The organism is Bdellovibrio sp. BIS2 (assembly GCF_055398295.1).
In genome coordinates this window covers 2,777,906-2,796,847 of sequence record NZ_AP035879.1, presented here as the reverse complement: position 1 = coordinate 2,796,847, position 18,942 = coordinate 2,777,906, and the positions used below count along the sequence as shown (strand labels likewise).

Below are 18,942 nucleotides of genomic sequence, written 5' to 3'. Positions count from 1 at the left end.
GGAGTCGGCCGATTTTTAACAAATTTATGACGGCGGTTATTTACTTCGCGCTGATTTCGACAAGAGCGCAAGTTGGAGCCTGAACCACAACTTCATATTGAGCTGTCCAGGAGTCGCCTTCATCGTTGGCGCCGGTGATTTCCACGGCAACTGCCACCTGGCTCTGATCAAGTTTTGTGTAGCCGGTGATGGAGGAATCATATTCGTGGCCTTGGATGCCGGTGGCGTCACGCAGATAGTCTGCAACCGCTGCACCTTGCGCAAATTGCGCGCATGGAAGTTTGTCAAGTTTAGCGGCCATAGCGGAAGTGGACACCAGGGTCATCAGAGCAAGAATCAAAGACTTCATGGAAAACTCCTTTGGTTTTTTATGGGCCTTCTTTAGCACAACCAAAAGGGATTCTCTATGGGGGGAAGGATGCAGATAAAAAATATTCACTGCACTTTTAAAATGCGTGCTCCGTCAGATTCCGACGAAGCACGGGTTGTCAGGTTCTTGTCGGGATTTGGTTATTAAGGCGTAAACACCTTAAACCAAATCGCCTGATCGGTGCCTTTCACATAGATGACCAAATATCCCGGCGCCAGGGCGGCGGCTCCGGGACCGGAGGTTAAAACTCCTCCCAAGGATTCCCATGAGTTCCATTTTCCATCCCACCACAGGTGCCAAAGAGCATTGTCAGTGCCGCGCACGAAGATATCCAAGCGCTCCGGGCCCCAGGCGGCCACATCAGGATCCGAAGTCAGAATGCCACCCAGAGACTCCCATCCTGACCAGCCACCAGCAAACCACTTGTGCCAGAGGGCATTGTCAGTGCCGCGAACAAAGACGTCGATTCTTCCCGCAGCCCAGGAGGCTGCCGCAGGATCCGAAGTCAGAACACCGCCCAGGGATTCCCATTCGGACCATGCACCACTGGCGAACCACTTGTGCCAGAGGGCATTGTCAGTCCCTCGTACAAAGACATCCACCCGGCCAAATTCCCAAGAAGTCACGGCAGGCCCGGAAGTCAGCACACCACCGATGCTGATCCATTCACTCCATTGGGAGCCCCACCAGTAACGGGCCCAAAGGGCGTTGTCAGTGCCTCGGGCAAAGACATAGATCTGTTCACCTTGGCAGGCTGCTGCCGGAGATGATGTCAGTACGCCCCCTAAAGAAAACCATTCTGACCAACTGGCGCCATTCCAATAGCGCGACCACAGAGCATTGTCGGTGCCTTTTACAAACACGATGTTGCGGAAACCCGACATGGAGCAACTGGCCGGATCGGAAGTGCCAATTCCACCGATAGTGATCCAATCGGACCACCCGGCGGGATTGATTTTTCCGGTCAGGCCGTATGAAGGATCATTTGCCGTGAGGGGCGAGTTCGGCACGTAACCTTGGGCCGAGAATGAAGACAACAACAACGTCGCAAAAAGTGAAATTATTTTGAAACGCATAACCACCTCCTTGTACGAATGTGTGGAGCTGATGGCTTCAAAGTATCACTGGGAATTTGCGCTGCCAAACCAGTCAGGATCAGACTGGCCTTTTAATATTCGTAATCAATGAGTGTGCGGAAATAATTCGGGACAGGAGCCTTGATGGTGATGCGCTTTTTATTGTGCGGATGCGTGAACTCAAGACTGGCGGAATGCAGGCGCAGTTCTTTGAAATTGGTAGAGGCTTTTCCGTACTTGGGATCACCGACGATCGGGTGCCCTTCACCGGCAAGATGCACACGGATCTGGTTTTTCTTGCCGGTCAGCAGGTTGATTTTCAAAAGACTGAATTTCTCAGTTTCTTTCAAAACTTCATATTCGGTGATGGCAAGCTTTCCTTTGTCGGAATCCTTGCTGGAATGAACAACATAGTTTTCATCCTCTTCAAGATAACTGCTGATGGTGCCGCTTTTTTTCGGCATTTTACCGTGAACAATGGCGTAGTAAGTCTTGATCGTGGATTTCCAGTCGTCCTTCAGAAAATGCTGAACCTCTTCGCTTTTTGCAAAAATCAATACACCGGTGGTGGCCTGATCCAGACGGTGCACGACATAAACACATTTGTTGGAGCGGGGATTGCCTTTACGGACATACAGATTCAGCAGATTGTGAACTGTGTTTTCACGGTCCCACTTGGCTGCCACAGTCAGAACCCCCGGAGCCTTGTTGCCCACGATGACATCCAGGTCTTCATGAAGAATTTCAAAGCCGCGGGGTTGATGTTTTTTAGGGATCTTTTTCATGGGGAACCTGCTGTCCTGTTGAGGGCTTGTTTTAGCTTAAACGGACAGCAGGTGCCTAGTGGAAATTAGGCAAAATGAATTAATTGTCCTGGCTGACCGGTTCGCCCGTGATTTTGCAGTATCTTTGGTTGCGAACGGGGATTTCCAGTTCAATCGGGGTGTTACCCAAGGATTTCACAGTGGCTTTAAGCAGCATAGTTCCGTTCGGGTTGACGGACAACGAGGCCGTCACCTCGGCCTTTAGCTGACTGTGGACGGTCGTGCGGTCAAAAATTCCATTTTCCGTGGAGGTGCCTTCCCCCTTGGCAATGATGGTGGCTTGAACCGGGCCGCAAGTGAAGGACGTCGTCATCAGATCGCCGCGAGGATTCGTGCAGGCTGCTTTGGGGCTGATGGCCAAGGTCATGGCAGTCAGTGTTTTGTCGGCATCAGGTGCGCGCCCCGTGACTTGAGAAAGGTCGTAGTTGCCGTTCATTCCCCAGTAGCCAGAAGCGGAGCTCAGAGTGATGTAGGTGCCATCAAACCCGATGGCGCCATCACGGTTGATGACGAAGTCACGTTGTGTGAACGAGGGACTGTCACTGCACTCCAGATTTAAGGCCCACGCTGAGTTGCCAAGAAGAAGAGCCGCTACAAAGAAAAGTGATTTCATAGGATACCTCCGTTTTGTTAGGCGGAAGGTATATCTAGGGTATTTATATGTAAACAAATATACTAGTTATATATTTAATAGGTATTTGCCTATATTAAAGGAAGTGGCAGATTCTGCGATTTCGGTCAGCGTTATAGTTTGCGTCCAGAATATAACTTCCGTACGATTTTTACTAAAGTTGAATTAGTTTTTATGTAAGAAGAGGTCTGGATGAAAAAAGTCAAATCGTTGTTGCTGGCTCTGTTGGTGGTCGCTGGTCATCAAGCTACTGCAAATCCTGGCGTTTGGCTGGATCTGCCGGTGTATGAATATCCTTTTAATAGCACGACGACGCATGGCCCGGATTACTTTAGTATGCGCCAGTCCTCCGCGATTTCCACCGGTTTTCTGCAGACTGTCCACCGGGGAATTGGTGGAGACTCAAAGGAAAGTGTGGGCTGGTGGCGCTGGATTCTGATTGGTGGATTTGACTATCTTACCTCCACTGTGCCGGTCGGGGCGGGTTGGGGCCACGAAGAGTGGCACCGCGCCGTTATGACCCGTAGGGAAATTGGCAGCTTCAATTCGATGAACACTTTTCCTTGGGGCCAAGGGGTTATCGCGGTTGATCATGTCAACGATGCGGATTTGATCAAACTGAAAGACGAACATCCGGCTGAAATGGTGCGTTTAAGTTCCGCCGGAATGGAGGCGCAGGTTTATCAGAATATGCTGGTTGAAAAAAGTCACTTTTATCGAGATGCGCGCTCTCGTGACACGTTCTTGTTGTGGTTTAATAATATGAATGTCACGTCTTATATGCTTCAGTGTGCTTCCACGGACGCGGATAAAACGACGGATGAAGAAATGGCAGAAGAAGGTGCGGACGTTAAGCGTCGCGACTTTACTGGGCTTGATTGTACGGCCTGGGTTTATGACTTGTTCCGTCCCGACGAACCTTATGCCAATCGTGGTACACATCCTTCCGGTGTGGGCATTAAACGCTATATCAAGTATTCGGACCTGACCAGCGAGGAACAGAACTTCCTGAAGCTGCAAGCCAGTTTGTCGTATTTTAATTTTGTGGATCCATTCCTGTTCGGATTTACCGACTTTAAAGCGGGCTGGGGACGCTGGAACTTCAAGTTCAATCACTATCTAACATCTTTTGGTGGAACGGTAGATGCAAATCTGTTTCTGGAAATGCATAAACACAAGTTCCTGGTGACTTTGCATAATGGTATGACACCGAAAAGATATTTTCCGGGGATGAGTTTGCAGTGGATCGACGCCCAACTTAGCCATCATCTTTTTGTTACCCTGGGTACGACGGCTTGGATGCAGCCGAAAGATCAACGTTATGATGCTGAAGATGCTGAGTGGCTGCTCGACGGAAATATTGAAGTGGCGCTCAGAACCTCGGATGCCTTTGAATACTATGTCGGCTATGAAAGCAAAACACCGGGTTGGAAAGCCGGGAACGTTTACTTGGATGACAATTGGTCTGTCTGGACCGGCTTCAGGCTGGGATTGTTCTAGCTCGAGGCTTTGGGGTTTGATTGTTCTCAGGGATTGTAGCGGCAGGGGGGCTTATATTGTTTAATGTAAGCTATCCAGCGAGGTGGTTATGGATTCAAACAAGACTTCCGACGTGTCTCCTATCGCGGGCAACTTCAGTAAAGAACGCAATCCTTCGGTTCAAAACGGAGTTCAGTACAATCAAGGGGACATCGAAGATCATCAAAGCAAAGAAGATCTGCAAAAGAACTGGGACAAAAAGGACGGGGACAAGTCCGAGGTCATTGATAGCGAAGGTCACCGCAATCGTATTAATCATTACTGACTTTTAAACACAAACTATTCGCACAGCTCATCGCGGATTTTCATGAATAAGTCCGCGCGGTCGGTGATGACTCCATCGGCCCCAGAGGCTATCACCCACTTTAATTCCTCGACCGAGTTCGGGGTCCACGCGACCACACGAATGCCTTTCTGATGCAGGCCAAAGACCACCTCGGGCGTCAGTTGGGGCCAGCCGGTGGTGACCAGGCGACTGCCCAGCTTGGAGGCCGCTTCCAGCGCTCCGCGCGCATCCCAGATCAAGGGCACCACGGCGATTTCCGGAGCTTTGGCTTTCAGGTTCTTCAGGGTTTCGTGATTAAAGGACTGTACAAAGAATCGATCCTGGCTCCAGCCACTTTGGCGGATTTCTTTGATAATCAGATCCAGATACTGATCTTCGGCGGGGAAGTACTGCATCTGATCCTTGAAATATTTGATTTCGATGTTCAGGCGGGCAGGTTTGCCTGCGATTTTATAGTCTTTGAACGCAGAAAACACATCGCGAAAAAGCGGGATGGGTTCGGTGCGGGACTCCAAATAATGTCGTTCTCCGCAGCGGATCTGCGCCGCTTCGGCGTAACTCATATGGCGAAGCGCGGCCTTGTCCAGAGACTTGCCGTGCAGCGAGCAGCGCTCGGCCTGAATATTGGGAATCGGATCGTGGGCGGCGACGATCTGATCATCGCCGGTGATCATCAAATCCAGCTCTGCCGTGTCGGCTCCGGCATCATAGGCGGCTTTGAATGAAGCCAGGGTGTTGTTGGCATATCCGTCAATACCACGATGACCGTGGACTTCCATATTTTTGGCAATCAGGCACATCACCGCATTTTTTCCCAAAGTGTCGCCACTGAAGGGGCGGCGCTGAATAGGGGCCGTTGTTTGCGCCAGTACTGTCAGGCTGAACGCCACGGTCACCAGGAATGCCATGCCGGATGGAAAAATACGTTTCATAGAATAAAGATATCGGATGAAACTGGACCTGAATTAACTGGTGCGATTGCAAAGTCTCATTTTGTGACACTGATTTGTGACAAGTAAGAAGGGTCGTGACGTCAGGAAAGGTGCCCACATCGCAGATCTTTCATAAAATGACAGGCATGGAAGACACTGAATTGTATCAGCAGTTAAAACAGATCTGGCAGATGCTGAACGAGCCGATCTTTCGTATCAAGGATGCCGAGGTTTCTGCGGCCAGTGTTCTGGTTTCCATTTTGTTGATGGTTGTGGCCGTTTATGGATCGAAGCTGGTCAGTAAGATTGTGGTCAAACAGCTTTCGCGCCGCCGGGTGGACAGCGGGGTGCGTGACTCCATCGCGAAGTTTGTGCGCTATGTGCTGGTGGTGATGGGGGGCATATTTGCCCTTGATAACATGGGGATCTCGGTCAGCTCGTTGGCGGCAGTCGGGGCCGTCTTGATGGTCGGGATCGGCTTTGGTTTGCAAAACGTCACGCAAAATTTTATAGCCGGGATAATTTTACTGATAGAGCGTCCGATCAAGGTCGGCGACATCATTCGGGTGGGCGACACCTCTGGAAAAGTCATCGACATCCGGGTGCGTTCCTCGATCATCCAGACCCGGGATGATATCACCATCATCGTTCCCAATTCCAAATTCATCGCGGAAGAAGTCACCAATGAAAGTTTGGCCTCGGGAAAAATTCGCCAGCACATCACGGTGGGTGTGGCCTATGGCTCTGACGTGGCATTGGTAAAAAAAATTCTGATTGAAGCCGCTTTGGAGCATCCCGAGGTCGTAAAGGAGCCCAAACCCAATGCTTTGCTTAAAAACTTCGGGGAATCTTCGCTGGATTTCGATCTGCGTTTTTGGTGTCAGAATATCTGGCGCATTGAAAGCATCACCAGCGATATTCGTTCCATAATCGTGGAGCGTTTTCAGGAAAATAAAATACTCATTCCTTATCCACAGCGGGAGCTGCATATAGTAGAGTCCTCACCTCAGGACTCTACCTCCCGGGCCCCGACACAAAGTCCGGAGCTGGATCACTAGTTACGATTCATCATTTCTTCGAAGGCCCCGACGGCTTTGGCGTCATGGCTTGGAACTATCAGAAGATCCGGATACTTTTTTTGCAGAGCCTGCAGTTCCAGGATCCGGGTCATGACTTCATCGGGTTTGTTGTCAGCGAATTTTGAGCTAATCCAGAACTTGGGCAGCCCTTTGGTGATCCCATCGGAATTCCATACGGTGTCACCGACCAGAAAGGCTCTTTGGCCGCTGGCAAGATTGATGAAAAGACCCACAGACCCCGGAGAATGCCCCGGCATTCCGACCAGAATCAGACTGCCATCACCAAAGATGTCGCGGCTTTTTGCATAGCCTTCATAGCTTTTGTTTTCCAGCGTGTAGGTCTGCCATACAATCTGCTCGTTGAACAAAGAGGGGAAGATTGCCGGAGACGCATTTTTTGTTTTTAAAAAGTCCAGTTCCTCTTGAAGAACCTCGACGGGGACGGATGGAAAATCGATCAAGCCACTGGAATGATCAAAGTGGGCATGGGACAGAATAATACGGTCTGCCTTAAGTCCAAGGGCTTTCAGTTGATCTGCGGCGGATTCTTTTTGTATAAACTTTGTCGCCGATCGAGCCCACCAAACCATATCCTTCACCTGAGTTTTAATGGAATGTCCCAAACCGGTATCAAACAGGAACGTCCCTTTCGGATGCTGGATAAAGAATGCGGGGTGGACCATGGAAAACTTTTTAAACCACGAGCCTCCTTTGATAGTTTCAGCCTCGGGCGGGGAAATGGTTCCGGTATACAGAACCTTCACATTCAGTTTCTCATCGCGAGACCAGCTCGGGAACGAGATTGCGGTTATGGCCATTAAAATCATCAAATATTTTCTCATAGGAACTCCCATGGACTTCATCCTAAACTATGGAGTAAACTCCATGGTCAAGAGGGCTTTTTATGCTGATTGGACAATTATCCAAAGAAACCGGTATCTCCCGGGATACCTTGCGTTTTTATGAAAAAGAGGGGCTGATCCGCAGCTCATTAAGAGAAAATGGATACAGAGACTATTCGTCTGCAGTGGTAGAGGAGCTGAAGCTGATCCAGCTTGCCAAAACCCTGGGTTTCAGCCTGAAAGAAATCAAGAGTTTGAAAGTGGCCTTGTTGAAGGGAGAGCTGTCCCGAGAAAAAGTGCGTTTGCAGCTTGAAAAGAAGCTTCTTTGGATCGAACAGCAAAGTCAGGGTCTGAAAATGATGAAAAAGCTGATTCTGGAAAAATTGAATAATTGCGACTCGCCCATTTGTTAACAGGTGCTCCGGCCGGGCGAAGGGCACGGCCGGGAACCAAGTCAGTGAATTACGGCTTTACGAACTTCAAAGTCATGCGATCGCTTTCACCAATAGCTTCGTACTTCGCCCGGTCTTTGTCGCCTTTAGCAAAGGACGGCGGCAGAGTCCAGACACCTTTAGGATAGTTCTTTGTGTCTTTGGGATTGGCGTTGATTTCGGACTTCGCAACCAGTTTGAAGCCCGCAGCCTGGGCCATGCGGATGACTTGCTTTTCACTGACATAGCCGCTTTTTGATTTTTTATCCTCTTTCTTGCGGGGATCGGCGCGGTGCTCAACCACACCCAGAACACCTCCGGGTTTCAGGGCGTTGTAGAAAGACTTGAACGCGGCTTTTTCTGAACCATGGGTCATCCAGTTATGCACGTTTCTGAAAGTCAGAACCATGTCCGCAGAATTGTCTTCAGCGATTTTGGCCGGTGGGGTGAAGTCATTCACGGTGACTTTAGCGCTGATTTCAGGGTGCGCCTGCAGCCAGTCCAGGAATTTTTGGCCACCGCTATAAACTGAGACCGGAACAGCCGCAGCGATGTACTTTCCTTTGGCAGAAAGATACGGCGCCAGGATTTCGGCATACCAGCCAGCCCCCGGTGAAATTTCAACCACAGTCATTTCCGGTTTTAAACCGAAGAACTCCAAAGTCTCAGCCGGATGGCGGTACATATCGCGAGCCTTGTTGCTCTCGGTGCGATAGGGGCTGTTCAGCGCCTCTTGCAAAGTGGTGGGCAGGGCGGGCGCGGCGGGTTTTGTTTCCTTCGGAGCGGAACTGCAGGCTGCAGTAAAAAGCAAAGGCAGCAATAGTAGTGATTTCATGATGTCTCCTTTTTCGTTTTACATAGCATGGTTTTTTCAGGTGTCGGGAGGCAAACTAAAACTCACCAAGTAGAGCAAAGAACTCGTCTAACATCTGTGCGTTGCCCGACAAATCGGGTTTGTAAATATCACCGGAAGTTGTTTGGTATTCCACTGGAATCGCATGTTATTTGTGAAGACTCCGATACACTCAAGATTCCAGATTGTTTGCAGTCCTAATTAGGGTATTCTCGCGGACATTAAAGTAACCGGAATCGCTAGAAGCAGTGAACTCACTGGAGTGTGCGCAATGAATATGGCGAAGTTTCTCAGAGAGAAAAGAATAGATGCGGCCCTGACTCAATTGGAAGTGGGGCGTCGTCTTGGTTTTCACAAGTCGTAGTTCATCTCCAGCTTGGAAAGGGGTACCAGTCGTCCTCCAGTTTTGGTCTTAAAAAGAATGTGTGAAATCTACCGTGTTTCTGAAGAAGAGATGCGGCGGGCGTACCTTGAAAATGCAGTGGAGGAAGCAGAGGATAGGGCTGCTAAAGCCTGGAACTCTGAATCTTAATATAAATAGCAAAACAACTTTATCAAAGTTAGGGACAGAACTATGTCTTATCGATTTCTATTACTTGAAGATGATCCTGAGATTGCCTCTATCGTCCGGCAGGGGCTGTTTGCGGAGGGTTATGAAGGGGAGTGGGTGCCCGAGGGAGCGCGTGCACTGGAGTGCCTTCAAAGTCAGAAGTATGATTTCATGATTTCTGATATCCTGATGAAAGGGATGACCGGTCTGGAAGTGGCTCGTCGCGCAAAGACCCTTCAGCCGGATCTTCCTGTTATCTTCTTAAGTGCCCTCAGTGCTGATGAGGAACGCATTTTGGGGCTGTCTTGTGGGGATGACTATTTGTGCAAGCCTTTTTCTGTGGCCGAGTTGCAGATTCGCATCCGCAAGATTCTTCAGCCCAGAGACAGTTCCGCGGTTTTGACATACGGAAATCTGAAGCTTGACCGATTGAAGCGGAAAGTGGTCTGCGGCACCGAGCTGGTTGATATGCAAGAGCGTGAATTCAAGCTCTTGGATCTGTTCATCTCCAATCCTCATCGCATTATCAGTCGGGAGCATATTCTGCGGGAGATCTGCGGATACAATCATTTTCCAAGCACAAATGTTCTGGATGTCCTGATTTGCCGGCTGCGGGAAAAGATCTCTGCGGGGACCGGGCGGGTTTCGATCCGCACCGTACGCGGAGTCGGCTATAAAATTCACCTTGAAGCGGTGTAAATACCAAGGGGCTCTGGATCGAGCCCCTGACTCAAAAGCCTACGACGTGATTGTTACGATTGCGCCATCGTTGAGATTCTAGGTTCTTTTCTCGCCCAAATGGAGTAGGGTCCATGGGCTCCATAATAATAATACTTTAACTCCTTAGGAGAGTGTATGCCTCTCGCCAGATTCCTTAAGAATAAGCGGACGTGTGCAGCTTTGACTCAGCTTGAAGTTGGACAGCGTTTGGGTTTTCACAAGTCACAGTTTGTTTCAAGTATGGAGAGGGGAACCAGCCGTCCTCCTATTCAGGTCCTTAAGAAAATGTGCGAGATCTATCAAATTCCTGAAACGGAGATGAGAAAGGCTTATATCCACAATGCCGTCGTGAAAGCCGAAGCACGCGCCTGCGACGACTGGGATAACGAGGATCATTAATCTCGCTTCAGCCAGGGTCATGAATTCCGCCCGTTCTGGGTTTGTTCATGACTCGAATTTATACTTTTGCTAAATTGGATGTCAGGAGCTGGCCACACCCATGAAACATCCACTGAATGATCTTTACTGGATCGAAGATCTGCTGCCCCCGGGTTATGACTGTCTGCCCAAGCACGGCGGCTTAGCTTATTATCTGGATATGAAGCTTGTGCTGATTCTGGTCGAGCGCAAAGGCCTTTATGAACACAAGGGCGTCAGTTATCCTTTTGAGCTGTGGAATGGATGCATCATCCCGGTTGAAAAGAAAAAGCAAAATGCTTTCTTTCTGAAATACCTGTTTTTGGAAAATCACCCGGCGAACAAGGACTGGTTGTATATTCCAGCCCAGTCCGAGGATTTTGAAGAAGAGGTCAAACAACTGATGCGGGAAATCAGCAAAGGCAATCCGTTGTTGGGCCTTCCCGTGAAATCCAGATTGTCTGAAAAAGCCGAAGCAGCTTCCGCGAAGAAAACTCCGCGGAAAGCCAAGACCGACAAGAAGAAGGAAAATGCCTTCTTCCTTTCCATCGCCAAGAAAACCGGAAAATAAGCTTTCTATGGCAGCAGGGCCATGCGGGACTTGATTCTTCCGGCTTCCAGCTCATGCAGCCAGTGATTGACTTCTTTCATGGGAGCGGTCTGAACCTGAGGTTTGATCTTTCCCTGTGCAATCAGCTCATAAAGTTCCTGCATTTCAACGTGAGTTCCCCAGAAAGACGCCTGCACCTTGGTTTCAAAGGTGATGGCCGTCGCTGTCGTCAATGGCACTTGTGCCGAACCCAAACCGATCAGCAGGATGGTGCCGCCGGGTTTTACAAAGTTCTGAGCATCTTTAAACGTGGACTCCAGTCCCACAAAATCAACGACCACATCAAAGGACAGGGGTTGCAGCGAAGAGATCTGTTTGGAGTTTAAAACATTCTGCACGCCAAAAGATTTGGCCATCTCCAGATTCGCATCTTTTAAATCCACCGCTGTTACTTCCGCACCCAAAGCCAGAGCAATCTGAACGCCGTTCATCCCCAGACCGCCCAAACCGATCGCCAGCACTTTGGATCCCAAGCCCACGCCGCCTTTGGTTTTGATGGCATGATAAGGAGTCAGTACCGCGTCGGTGGCAACAGCCGCGATTTCGGGGCTGATGCCTTTGGGCACCTTCACGATGTTGCGTGCGGGAACTTTCAGATATTCCGCATAGGCGCCATCTTGTCCCAGGCCGATGAAAGTTCTGCTGGGATCGTTGCACAGATTGTCGTGACCGGTGCGGCAATAGTTGCAATGACCACAAGGGTTCGGGCCGTGGACGGCGTAAAGGTCCCCTGCAGAGTAGTTCTCAGTGACTTCCGAACCTTTTTCCACGACTTCACCGCAGGCTTCATGGCCCATAGTGAAAGTTTCTTTGTAAGGAACTTCACCATGCAGGACGTGCAGGTCGGAATGGCAAATGCCTGCCGCACGGATTTTTAAAATAACATCCAAAGGGCCCGGAGTTGGTTTGGGAATATCAACAAGGGAAAGCTCTTTTTTTCCAGGAACGTATCTTGCGGCGAACATAGTTGCTCCTCTGATAAAGATGATGAGTTGTGTTTTTATGTTCTCATTGAAAGAAGGCGTCGGCAAACAGCCATCGGCAGAAGGCACTGTGCAAAAAGCAACGGGGGCTTTATTATTCATTCCTAAGTATGACAAAAAGCAAGTATGCTTTGTCTAAGGAGTCGCTCATGAAGTCGCGTATTCAATTAGGCCTTAGAATTCTGCTCGGCGCTTTTCTGGTGTATGCTGGGACCGGACATTTGACATGGCTTCGTACCGAGTTCTTGGCTCAAGTTCCGAAGTGGCAGCCTTTTGATCCCGATTTTGTGGTGGTGGCGTCGGGGGTCGTTGAAATTTTGCTGGGTCTTAGTTTCCTGTTTCTAACCCGCTATAAAGCGCAGGTTGGAGTTGTCGGGGCCCTGTTTTTCATTGCGATCTTTCCTGGGAACATAAATCAGTACGTCTATCAGATTGATGCCTTTGGTTTGAATACGGACAAGGCAAGGTTGATTCGCTTGTTCTTTCAACCGGTCTTGGTGGCTTGGTCCCTGTGGTGTACTGGTGGCTGGGACTATGTGAAGGCGCAATGGCGTCGTCGAGGGACGTAAAACGTCGTTTTTTCAGGTTTAAATGAAAATAATAGGTTTGCAGGCTTGGCGCATTTTTCGCTAGTCAAAGGGAATGGTTCTAAGTCGTTTAAAAGCCGTTTTCATTTTGGTTATGGGTCTGGTGGTCGGCCTGTGGGGCAGGGCCGCGGATCTGACGCCGGCTTTTCATAAGACCTACGCCAATAATTCGCTGTTGACTGTGGAAGAGCAAATCCTGCTGCGGCAATTTGATTTCTATCTGGTGCCGGGCATTTTGTCTGAAGCTTTTTTGAAAGCGGACGATCGATCTTCGGTCAGTTTTGCACGCCTGACTGGCGATTATCTGGGGGCTCAGCAAGAGCTGTTGCAGAACGTTTATAAATTTAATTCCGTCCGACTTTCCAGCTCTTCCAAGTCAGTCAAAGAAATTAAAGAAAACATCCGCAAGGCTTTAAATCAGTCCGTCGATGCCGGCAGAAAAGCGGTGTTTTTAACTCACTCCTTGGGTGGTTTGGCTTTGCTCGAAGAACTGGTGGATTCTTCCAACCTCAGGGACGTTGTGGCGGGGATCGTGTTCCTGCAAAGCCCTTTCAGGGGTTCGCCGATTGCTGATGCGTATTTTGATAATCCAATTTATCTGGATAAACTGCTGGGTACGGTGATTCCATTCTTTAACACTTCGCCAGACACCATTCGTTATCTGGGAACCTCCAGCCGTTCGCAGTTTATGAAAGAAAACTTCGAGGCAATCACCGCGATCACAAACATTCCCATGATCACTGTCGGCGGCGTTGTAAACGGGCAGAAGAGTCTGTTTACCCCCGCGGTCAATATCATGGCGATGGGCTGTCTGGAAAAAGTCTTCGGTCAGTGTGTGGTTCGTCTGTATTCGGGCCCGTATGATCTTAGCGATGGCATGGTGCCTTTTGAAAGTTCAAAACTTCCGGGCGTGGACTTTGTTCGGCTGGATGGCACAGACCACGGTGAAACGGTCGTGAACATTCCGTTTCAACAATACGACAAGGCCCGCACTACCACCACCTTGCTGCGCTTGCTGCTGCCGTCCTTGAATCCGCTTTAGCGAGTGTGAATCAGGCTGTAGTCCTCGGTGACTTTCAGGCAGTTCATGCCGGCGGTATGAGCCGCTTCAATTCCCAAAACAGCATCCTCAAACGCCAGACAGTCCGTCGGGGCGATATTGACTTTCGCCGCTGCCAGTAAGAAACAATCCGGCGCAGGTTTGCCTTGGGTATAGTCCTCTGCGCACACCCATGTGTCGAAGTACTTTTGAATGCCCAGTTGATTCATCGTCAGTTCGACGATCTTGCGGCGGCTGCCGGTGACAATCGCCATCGGGATCTTGCCATGATAGTGCTCGATGATTTCCATCACCGAAGCTATCGTGGTGACATCGTTCAAAGAAGCCAGATAGTGGGCCTCTTTTTCTTTTACAAACTGCTCAGGGTTGATGTCGGTCTTATGCAGCTCGTTCATCATCTCAACAATTCTCGCCGTGGGGCGGCCCGCCCAGGACAGGTGCTGCTCGCGGCTGAGTGTCAGGTCATATTTATCCAGGGCCTTGTTCCAAGCGGCGAGGTGCGCCGGCATGGTGTCGGCAACAGTGCCGTCGAAGTCAAACAGCAGGGCTTTAAAAGAGTGCTCAGGAAAGAAATGATGAAGCATGGATGGATTCTCCGAATCAGAAATTAAATCTATCAGTTCGTTTTTAATAGTACTATCCTTTATTGGGGAGCATTTATGAAATACGCCAGACTATGGATCGGTTTGCAGTTGGTTTTAACGGGTTCCTTTGCTATGGCCGGTGCGCCAGAGGCACAACGGGTGGCCGTGGAGGCACCGGAGTGCAGGTCCATCCAGCCGTTTTATTGGGAAGTCGGAAATTCTCAAGGACTTCTTGCCGCAGGATCGCCGGGAAAAAAGTACGAACGCAAAGATGAAATGAAGGTCGCCTCGGCTTCGAAGTGGATTTTCGCAGCCTACTATGTCGAACTAAAAAAAGGCCTGTTGGCAGAACAGGACAAGAATTTGCTTCTGATGCGCGGGGGGTATGATCAGTTCAATGTCATTCCGTGTGCTTTGCGCCTGACTGTAGAGGCCTGCTTCCAGGCCCGCAGCAACAGCACGGTGAACCCAGCCCATGTCGGTAAGTTCTATTACGGCGGGGGCAGTGCTCAGGCTTTGGCAGTGAATGCGGGCTTGGGAAAGTTGAACCGCAAAAAACTGAGCCAAGAAATCGAAAGCACCCTGAAGAACAAATTCAGACTCAGTTATCCGAACCTGGCCTTGGCCGGTGGGGCGGAAATGAGTGCGGAAAATTATGCCCGCTTCCTGCAGGAAATACTGAAAGGCACGTATCTGATCAAGGACATGTTGGGGGTGGATGCGATTTGTACCAGTCCTGCCACCTGCAAGCAGGCCGCATTTTCTCCGGCCAAAGAGGACTGGAAGTATTCTTACCATCACTGGGTTGAAACCAACGGCAGTCAGGTCGAGGCCTACAGCAGCCCAGGGGCCTTTGGTTTTTATCCCTGGATCAGCGCCGATAAAAAGACTTACGGAATCGTGGCCCGCGAAGGGCGGGGCGAGCAGGCGTACTGGGACTCGGTCCAGTGCGGGCGCGCGATTCGCAAGGCTTATTTCAAGTAAGATATTTTAACAGACAGCTCGCGCAGTTTTCCGCGAATCTTGTTTGCACGCTTTTCATCCGTCGTCAGGCTTGCCGCCTTTTCATACATCAGTTTGGCTTTGTCGGTTTGGGATTCCATCGAATAAGCGTCCGCCAGATGTTCAGCAATGATGCTGGCCGAGGCTTGATACTCGTGCGCTTTTTCCAATACCTGAATGGACTCCGAGAAGCGTTTTTGTTTGAACAGCACCCATCCCAGAGTGTCCAGAACGTAACCGTCCTTGGGATCAAGCTCCAGCGCGCGACGGGCCAGTCTTTCGGCCTCGGGCAGATGCTGGTTCAGTTCAGCCAATGAAAAGGCCAGATAGCTCAAGCTCTGCACGTGATTGGGTTCAATCTCCAGAACCTTTTTCATCTGGGCGATCATGTTTTCTTTTTTGCCCAGACGATCCAGGATCAGTGCATGTTGGAACAACAACTCCACATTCTTGGAGTATTTGGAAAGACCTTGTTCCAACACCTGAGCAGCCCCCAGGTAATCAGCCTTTGCATCAAGCAGCGAGGCGTACATCGTATAGACTTGCGGTTTGTCGGCGTTGGTTTGCAGACCCTTTTTGGTGACGACCAGGGCTTGGTTCAGCTTGCCCTGACCTTTTAACAAATGGGCGGCGTGCACAATGGCCTCGCTGAAGTGCTTGCTTGAATGCGGCACCTGCATATAGTTGCGAACGGCATTTTCCATGTCGCCGGTTTCTTCCTGAACCGCAGCCAGGTAATAGCGGGCCGAATCTGCTGTCGGGTGCTGGGTGACGATGTCTTGTAGTTTTGCTCCGGCCTGATTGAAGCGTTTTTGTTCAATCAACAGCAGGGCCATTTTCATCTGCACATCCAGCGAGGATTCGGAATTACCGGTGATCAGCTCCAACTGGGAATAGGCTTTTTCCGAATTGCCGTCCTCCAGATAGATTTGTGCGATCAGGTCGGCCACTTTCGGGCTGAAATTTTCCTGTTTTTGGTATTCCAGACACAAAGACAACGCTTTGCCGCGATTGTTCTGTTGCAGGTATAGATTCGCCAAAGCCATCAAAGCGTCTTCAAAACCCGGTTTGATGGTCAGGGCTTTCTTGAAGGCGGCTTCTGCAGCCTTTTGATGACCGGCCCCCTCCTGATCCAGATGGGTCAGGCCGATATAATAAAGCACCTCGTGCGGGGTTTCATAGTTGGGATCTTTCAGCAGGGAGTTGAAGTACTGCTCTGCTTTTTTGAATTCTTTCTTATCCGCATACAAAGAGCCGATGTAGATAGGCGCTTCGCTGTTTTTCGGTTCCAGACGAAGCACAGCCTGATACTGAGCGATGGCTTTGTCATAGGATTTTTCCGCGGAATACAGTCCACCCAAGACCAAGAGTGATTCGACGTTTTTGGAATCTTTCGCCACTGCCTGCTCGGCTTTCTGAATGGCCTCTTTCACTTTGCCGATCTTCAGGTATTCAGCGGACAGGCGCATCTGCACCGCCGCAGAGTTCGGATCCAGGGCTGCGACCTTTTCAAACAGGGCCACGGCTTGTTCGGACTTTCCTTCACGGCTTAGCACATCCCCCATAATGAAGTTATAGTCCGCCTCGGCACGGGCATTGATGGCATCCGTTTTCGCAGCAGGAATCACAAGGCTTTGTTTTTCGAGGGCGGTGGGTTTCTTGGCAGGCGTGCTTGCGCAGGCTGTAAGGGTCAGTAGAAGAGCGGCACTGGCAGTCGTTTTGAAGGATGGGCGCATCAGTTCTCCTTGTCAGAGTACAGTGTAAAGAACTTTGCTGATTTATAATAAATTTGTTGAAGATCGAGCCTAAGACTGGCCCTAGATGCGGTTTCCACGGCGTTTGGGGGATACGGATACTAGTAATGTTCACTTGTCGCTGGCTGGCTCTTGGTAAGGGCGGCGGGGATGGACTGGCGCTTGCAATCTAAGCTAGCAGACGAAGTTTTTTACCTCAAAGGCAAGCTATTGGAACAGGGAGTGGAAATATGAAGGCACTATGGGTCGCAATTTGTTTACTGTCTGTTTCATTGACATCCCTGGCAGAGGAACAACTGGCTTCGGTTCATGTGGTTAAAGGCCGCCTGGAGCTATTAAATCAAGACGGCCGTGCGGTGGCGATCAAGGACGGGGCCGTAAAGCTTGAAATCAGCAAACCCTCAAAGCTGTCGTCTCCTGTTCGCTGGATGAAAAACGAGCGCGTGGTGCGCATTCAGGATCAGGGCCATGTTTTTGAATTTAGAATTCCAAAAAGCTCAATCAAGGGCGAAGGGCAATTCTTGGTTAGTGCCGAAGCGGCGGAACAAAGCGCCAACCTCAGCTCCGTTGTGCAGAAGTCGGATGTGACTTCCGAGCGTTTGGAAGTCGTGAAGGGCTGCAGTTATTTTGTTCTGGTGCCAACGCCAGTAACCCGTGTCGATAGCAATGGCAATATCTCAACCACCATCGAGATGCAGCAGCAGTCTTATTCAGGCCGACAAGATGTTCTTGTTCATGCGATGAACTGGACTGAACAAGTCATCATGCAGGTCTATAACGAGGAAGGCACGATTGAAATCAAGTCCGAGCCCGTGGCAAGACATGATGAAGTCGTTGTTCGCGAACTGTCGGACTGCCGATAACTGAGGGATCTATGATTAAGCTTGGCAAGTTTCTGAGTATCATTGCGTTAGGTCTGATTCTGGGCGTGGAAGCCTTTGCCGCTTCCGCGGAGGCCCTGCTGGCGCGTGACTTGCGAAATGCCAAGATGACCTTTGGTCATGAGCAGCGGCTATATCATTACTTCGATATTTATCAGGAAGCGGCCCCGGCCACGCAGGCTTTGATGGCGACACCTCAAGGGCGAAAGCAGGTTTTGCAAACCCGCATTTCTTATGCGACTTCCAAGTTTTGGTCCAAAGCCTCTGGCAGCAAAGGGTTGTTTGCCGGGGAAGGCCTTTATCTGGCCATCGACCCCCATATTTCTGAAAGCTATGGCAAGATGATGATCGAATTCACGGTCAAGCCGGACTCCTATTATATCAGCCTGGCTCGCGGTCTTTATCTCAGCGCAGACACGGTGAAGGCTATTTATCAGGAAGGCTATCTGGTGGCGGACCCGGCTAACGGTATTCCAGACACGATGCGGATTTCAGAGATGACTTTGGCGATGATTCTTCAGCCCGAAAACGCACGCTTCCGCTTGCTTCTGCAAAAAGCCCTGAAAAGTGAAAACATCATGATGGCCGAATACGTGTGGCGTTCGGACCTGGATGTGGTTTGTGGAGAGGAATCCCTGCAGACAGCCTTCGTGTATATTGGGACAGATCCTCGGCTTCCGGAATTCAGCGCCGTTGAAATGGCGGATGTGAAGCAGGCTTATGCCGGGATTGCGATGACGGCAGGGGAGCAGCGAGCCTCCCAGGAAGCGCAGAAGCTGCGCACCTTGATAGATATCAATCAGCAGGCGATGTCCGCCAACGAGATGGTTGAAAATGCTTTGGCGATTTATAAGTCTGAAAATGAATTTAAGAATGCCGTCGGGCGACTTCATGGGTGCAGGCCCTAAAGCCGCCGCAATCGGGCTTCAGG

22 protein-coding genes are annotated in these 18,942 nt (G+C 50.1%); 12 read left to right on the top strand and 10 right to left on the bottom strand.

Features of this window, described 5'->3' with window-relative positions:
* Positions 1 to 40: 40 nt before the first annotated feature.
* The 4 genes from ACZ520_RS13390 to ACZ520_RS13375 all read right to left on the bottom strand — a co-directional run bounded on the left by ACZ520_RS13390 (position 41) and on the right by ACZ520_RS13375 (position 2,883).
* Positions 41 to 349 carry a hypothetical protein gene (locus ACZ520_RS13390; RefSeq protein WP_416480191.1) on the bottom strand — a complete coding sequence of 103 codons (309 nt, stop codon included), beginning with the start codon at positions 347 to 349 and terminating at the stop codon, positions 41 to 43.
* Positions 350 to 513: 164 nt separating this feature from the next.
* The gene (locus ACZ520_RS13385) at positions 514 to 1,446 is read right to left on the bottom strand and encodes a PLL family lectin (protein WP_464126046.1); all 933 of its coding nucleotides are present in this window, start codon (positions 1,444 to 1,446) and stop codon (positions 514 to 516) included.
* Between the two features lie 92 nt (positions 1,447 to 1,538).
* Entirely contained in the window at positions 1,539 to 2,231 is a 693-nt protein-coding gene (locus tag ACZ520_RS13380; RefSeq protein ID WP_374030861.1) for an RluA family pseudouridine synthase, read from the bottom strand.
* 79 nt (positions 2,232 to 2,310) lie between these two features.
* The gene (locus tag ACZ520_RS13375) at positions 2,311 to 2,883 is read right to left on the bottom strand and encodes a hypothetical protein (RefSeq protein ID WP_416480193.1); all 573 of its coding nucleotides are present in this window, start codon (positions 2,881 to 2,883) and stop codon (positions 2,311 to 2,313) included.
* Between the two features lie 210 nt (positions 2,884 to 3,093).
* On the opposite strand from ACZ520_RS13375, the gene ACZ520_RS13370 reads away from it, so the two are divergent.
* On the top strand, positions 3,094 to 4,401 hold the full coding sequence (locus ACZ520_RS13370) for a hypothetical protein (RefSeq protein ID WP_464126044.1): 1,308 nt from the start codon (positions 3,094 to 3,096) through the stop codon (positions 4,399 to 4,401).
* Positions 4,402 to 4,489: 88 nt separating this feature from the next.
* Entirely contained in the window at positions 4,490 to 4,705 is a 216-nt protein-coding gene (locus tag ACZ520_RS13365) for a hypothetical protein (protein ID WP_374030858.1), read from the top strand.
* Positions 4,706 to 4,719: 14 nt separating this feature from the next.
* On the opposite strand, the gene ACZ520_RS13360 is transcribed toward ACZ520_RS13365, so the two are convergent.
* On the bottom strand, positions 4,720 to 5,658 hold the full coding sequence (locus ACZ520_RS13360) for a glycerophosphodiester phosphodiesterase family protein (RefSeq protein WP_464126041.1): 939 nt from the start codon (positions 5,656 to 5,658) through the stop codon (positions 4,720 to 4,722).
* Positions 5,659 to 5,804: 146 nt separating this feature from the next.
* Between ACZ520_RS13360 and ACZ520_RS13355 the strand changes: the two genes are divergently transcribed.
* Positions 5,805 to 6,716, top strand: a complete 912-nt coding sequence (locus tag ACZ520_RS13355; protein ID WP_464126039.1) for a mechanosensitive ion channel family protein — start codon at positions 5,805 to 5,807, stop codon at positions 6,714 to 6,716.
* On the opposite strand, the gene ACZ520_RS13350 is transcribed toward ACZ520_RS13355, so the two are convergent.
* Complete coding sequence (locus ACZ520_RS13350; RefSeq protein WP_464126037.1) at positions 6,713 to 7,579, bottom strand: MBL fold metallo-hydrolase; 867 nt, start codon at positions 7,577 to 7,579, stop codon at positions 6,713 to 6,715. The two genes, ACZ520_RS13355 and ACZ520_RS13350, sit on opposite strands and share 4 nt — an antisense overlap.
* 62 nt (positions 7,580 to 7,641) lie before the next feature.
* Between ACZ520_RS13350 and ACZ520_RS13345 the strand changes: the two genes are divergently transcribed.
* Positions 7,642 to 7,992: a MerR family transcriptional regulator gene (locus ACZ520_RS13345; RefSeq protein ID WP_088564588.1), complete on the top strand. Its 351-nt coding sequence runs from the start codon at positions 7,642 to 7,644 to the stop codon at positions 7,990 to 7,992.
* 49 nt (positions 7,993 to 8,041) lie between these two features.
* Here the strand turns inward: ACZ520_RS13345 and ACZ520_RS13340 are convergent, their stop codons facing one another.
* Positions 8,042 to 8,845, bottom strand: coding sequence for a class I SAM-dependent methyltransferase (locus tag ACZ520_RS13340; RefSeq protein WP_464126035.1), 804 nt, complete (start codon positions 8,843 to 8,845; stop codon positions 8,042 to 8,044).
* A 592-nt stretch (positions 8,846 to 9,437) separates the two neighbouring features.
* On the opposite strand from ACZ520_RS13340, the gene ACZ520_RS13335 reads away from it, so the two are divergent.
* The 3 genes from ACZ520_RS13335 (at position 9,438) to ACZ520_RS13325 (ending at position 11,121) form a co-directional block, all read left to right on the top strand.
* Positions 9,438 to 10,112 (top strand): response regulator transcription factor, encoded by a 675-nt coding sequence (locus ACZ520_RS13335; protein ID WP_464126033.1) that lies wholly within the window; start codon positions 9,438 to 9,440, stop codon positions 10,110 to 10,112.
* Between the two features lie 156 nt (positions 10,113 to 10,268).
* The gene (locus tag ACZ520_RS13330) at positions 10,269 to 10,532 is read left to right on the top strand and encodes a helix-turn-helix domain-containing protein (RefSeq protein WP_374030852.1); all 264 of its coding nucleotides are present in this window, start codon (positions 10,269 to 10,271) and stop codon (positions 10,530 to 10,532) included.
* Between the two features lie 100 nt (positions 10,533 to 10,632).
* Positions 10,633 to 11,121 (top strand): hypothetical protein, encoded by a 489-nt coding sequence (locus ACZ520_RS13325; RefSeq protein ID WP_464126031.1) that lies wholly within the window; start codon positions 10,633 to 10,635, stop codon positions 11,119 to 11,121.
* 5 nt (positions 11,122 to 11,126) lie between these two features.
* Here the strand turns inward: ACZ520_RS13325 and ACZ520_RS13320 are convergent, their stop codons facing one another.
* Positions 11,127 to 12,125: a zinc-binding dehydrogenase gene (locus ACZ520_RS13320; RefSeq protein ID WP_417868911.1), complete on the bottom strand. Its 999-nt coding sequence runs from the start codon at positions 12,123 to 12,125 to the stop codon at positions 11,127 to 11,129.
* Between the two features lie 167 nt (positions 12,126 to 12,292).
* On the opposite strand from ACZ520_RS13320, the gene ACZ520_RS13315 reads away from it, so the two are divergent.
* The gene (locus ACZ520_RS13315) at positions 12,293 to 12,712 is read left to right on the top strand and encodes a DoxX family protein (protein WP_464126028.1); all 420 of its coding nucleotides are present in this window, start codon (positions 12,293 to 12,295) and stop codon (positions 12,710 to 12,712) included.
* Between the two features lie 73 nt (positions 12,713 to 12,785).
* Positions 12,786 to 13,772 carry a hypothetical protein gene (locus tag ACZ520_RS13310; protein ID WP_464126026.1) on the top strand — a complete coding sequence of 329 codons (987 nt, stop codon included), beginning with the start codon at positions 12,786 to 12,788 and terminating at the stop codon, positions 13,770 to 13,772.
* Here the strand turns inward: ACZ520_RS13310 and ACZ520_RS13305 are convergent.
* Complete coding sequence (locus ACZ520_RS13305) at positions 13,769 to 14,374, bottom strand: HAD family hydrolase (protein WP_464126024.1); 606 nt, start codon at positions 14,372 to 14,374, stop codon at positions 13,769 to 13,771. The two genes, ACZ520_RS13310 and ACZ520_RS13305, sit on opposite strands and share 4 nt — an antisense overlap.
* A 75-nt stretch (positions 14,375 to 14,449) precedes the next feature.
* On the opposite strand from ACZ520_RS13305, the gene ACZ520_RS13300 reads away from it, so the two are divergent.
* Positions 14,450 to 15,358 (top strand): hypothetical protein, encoded by a 909-nt coding sequence (locus ACZ520_RS13300; RefSeq protein ID WP_464126022.1) that lies wholly within the window; start codon positions 14,450 to 14,452, stop codon positions 15,356 to 15,358.
* Here the strand turns inward: ACZ520_RS13300 and ACZ520_RS13295 are convergent.
* On the bottom strand, positions 15,346 to 17,112 hold the full coding sequence (locus tag ACZ520_RS13295) for a tetratricopeptide repeat protein (protein WP_464126020.1): 1,767 nt from the start codon (positions 17,110 to 17,112) through the stop codon (positions 15,346 to 15,348). The genes ACZ520_RS13300 and ACZ520_RS13295 overlap by 13 nt on opposite strands.
* A gap of 248 nt (positions 17,113 to 17,360) precedes the next feature.
* Between ACZ520_RS13295 and ACZ520_RS13290 the strand changes: the two genes are divergently transcribed.
* A complete protein-coding gene (locus ACZ520_RS13290; RefSeq protein WP_464126018.1) occupies positions 17,361 to 17,993 on the top strand; it encodes a hypothetical protein in 633 nt (210 codons plus the stop codon).
* Between the two features lie 11 nt (positions 17,994 to 18,004).
* A complete protein-coding gene (locus ACZ520_RS13285; protein WP_464126016.1) occupies positions 18,005 to 18,919 on the top strand; it encodes a hypothetical protein in 915 nt (304 codons plus the stop codon).
* Positions 18,920 to 18,942: the final 23 nt, after the last annotated feature.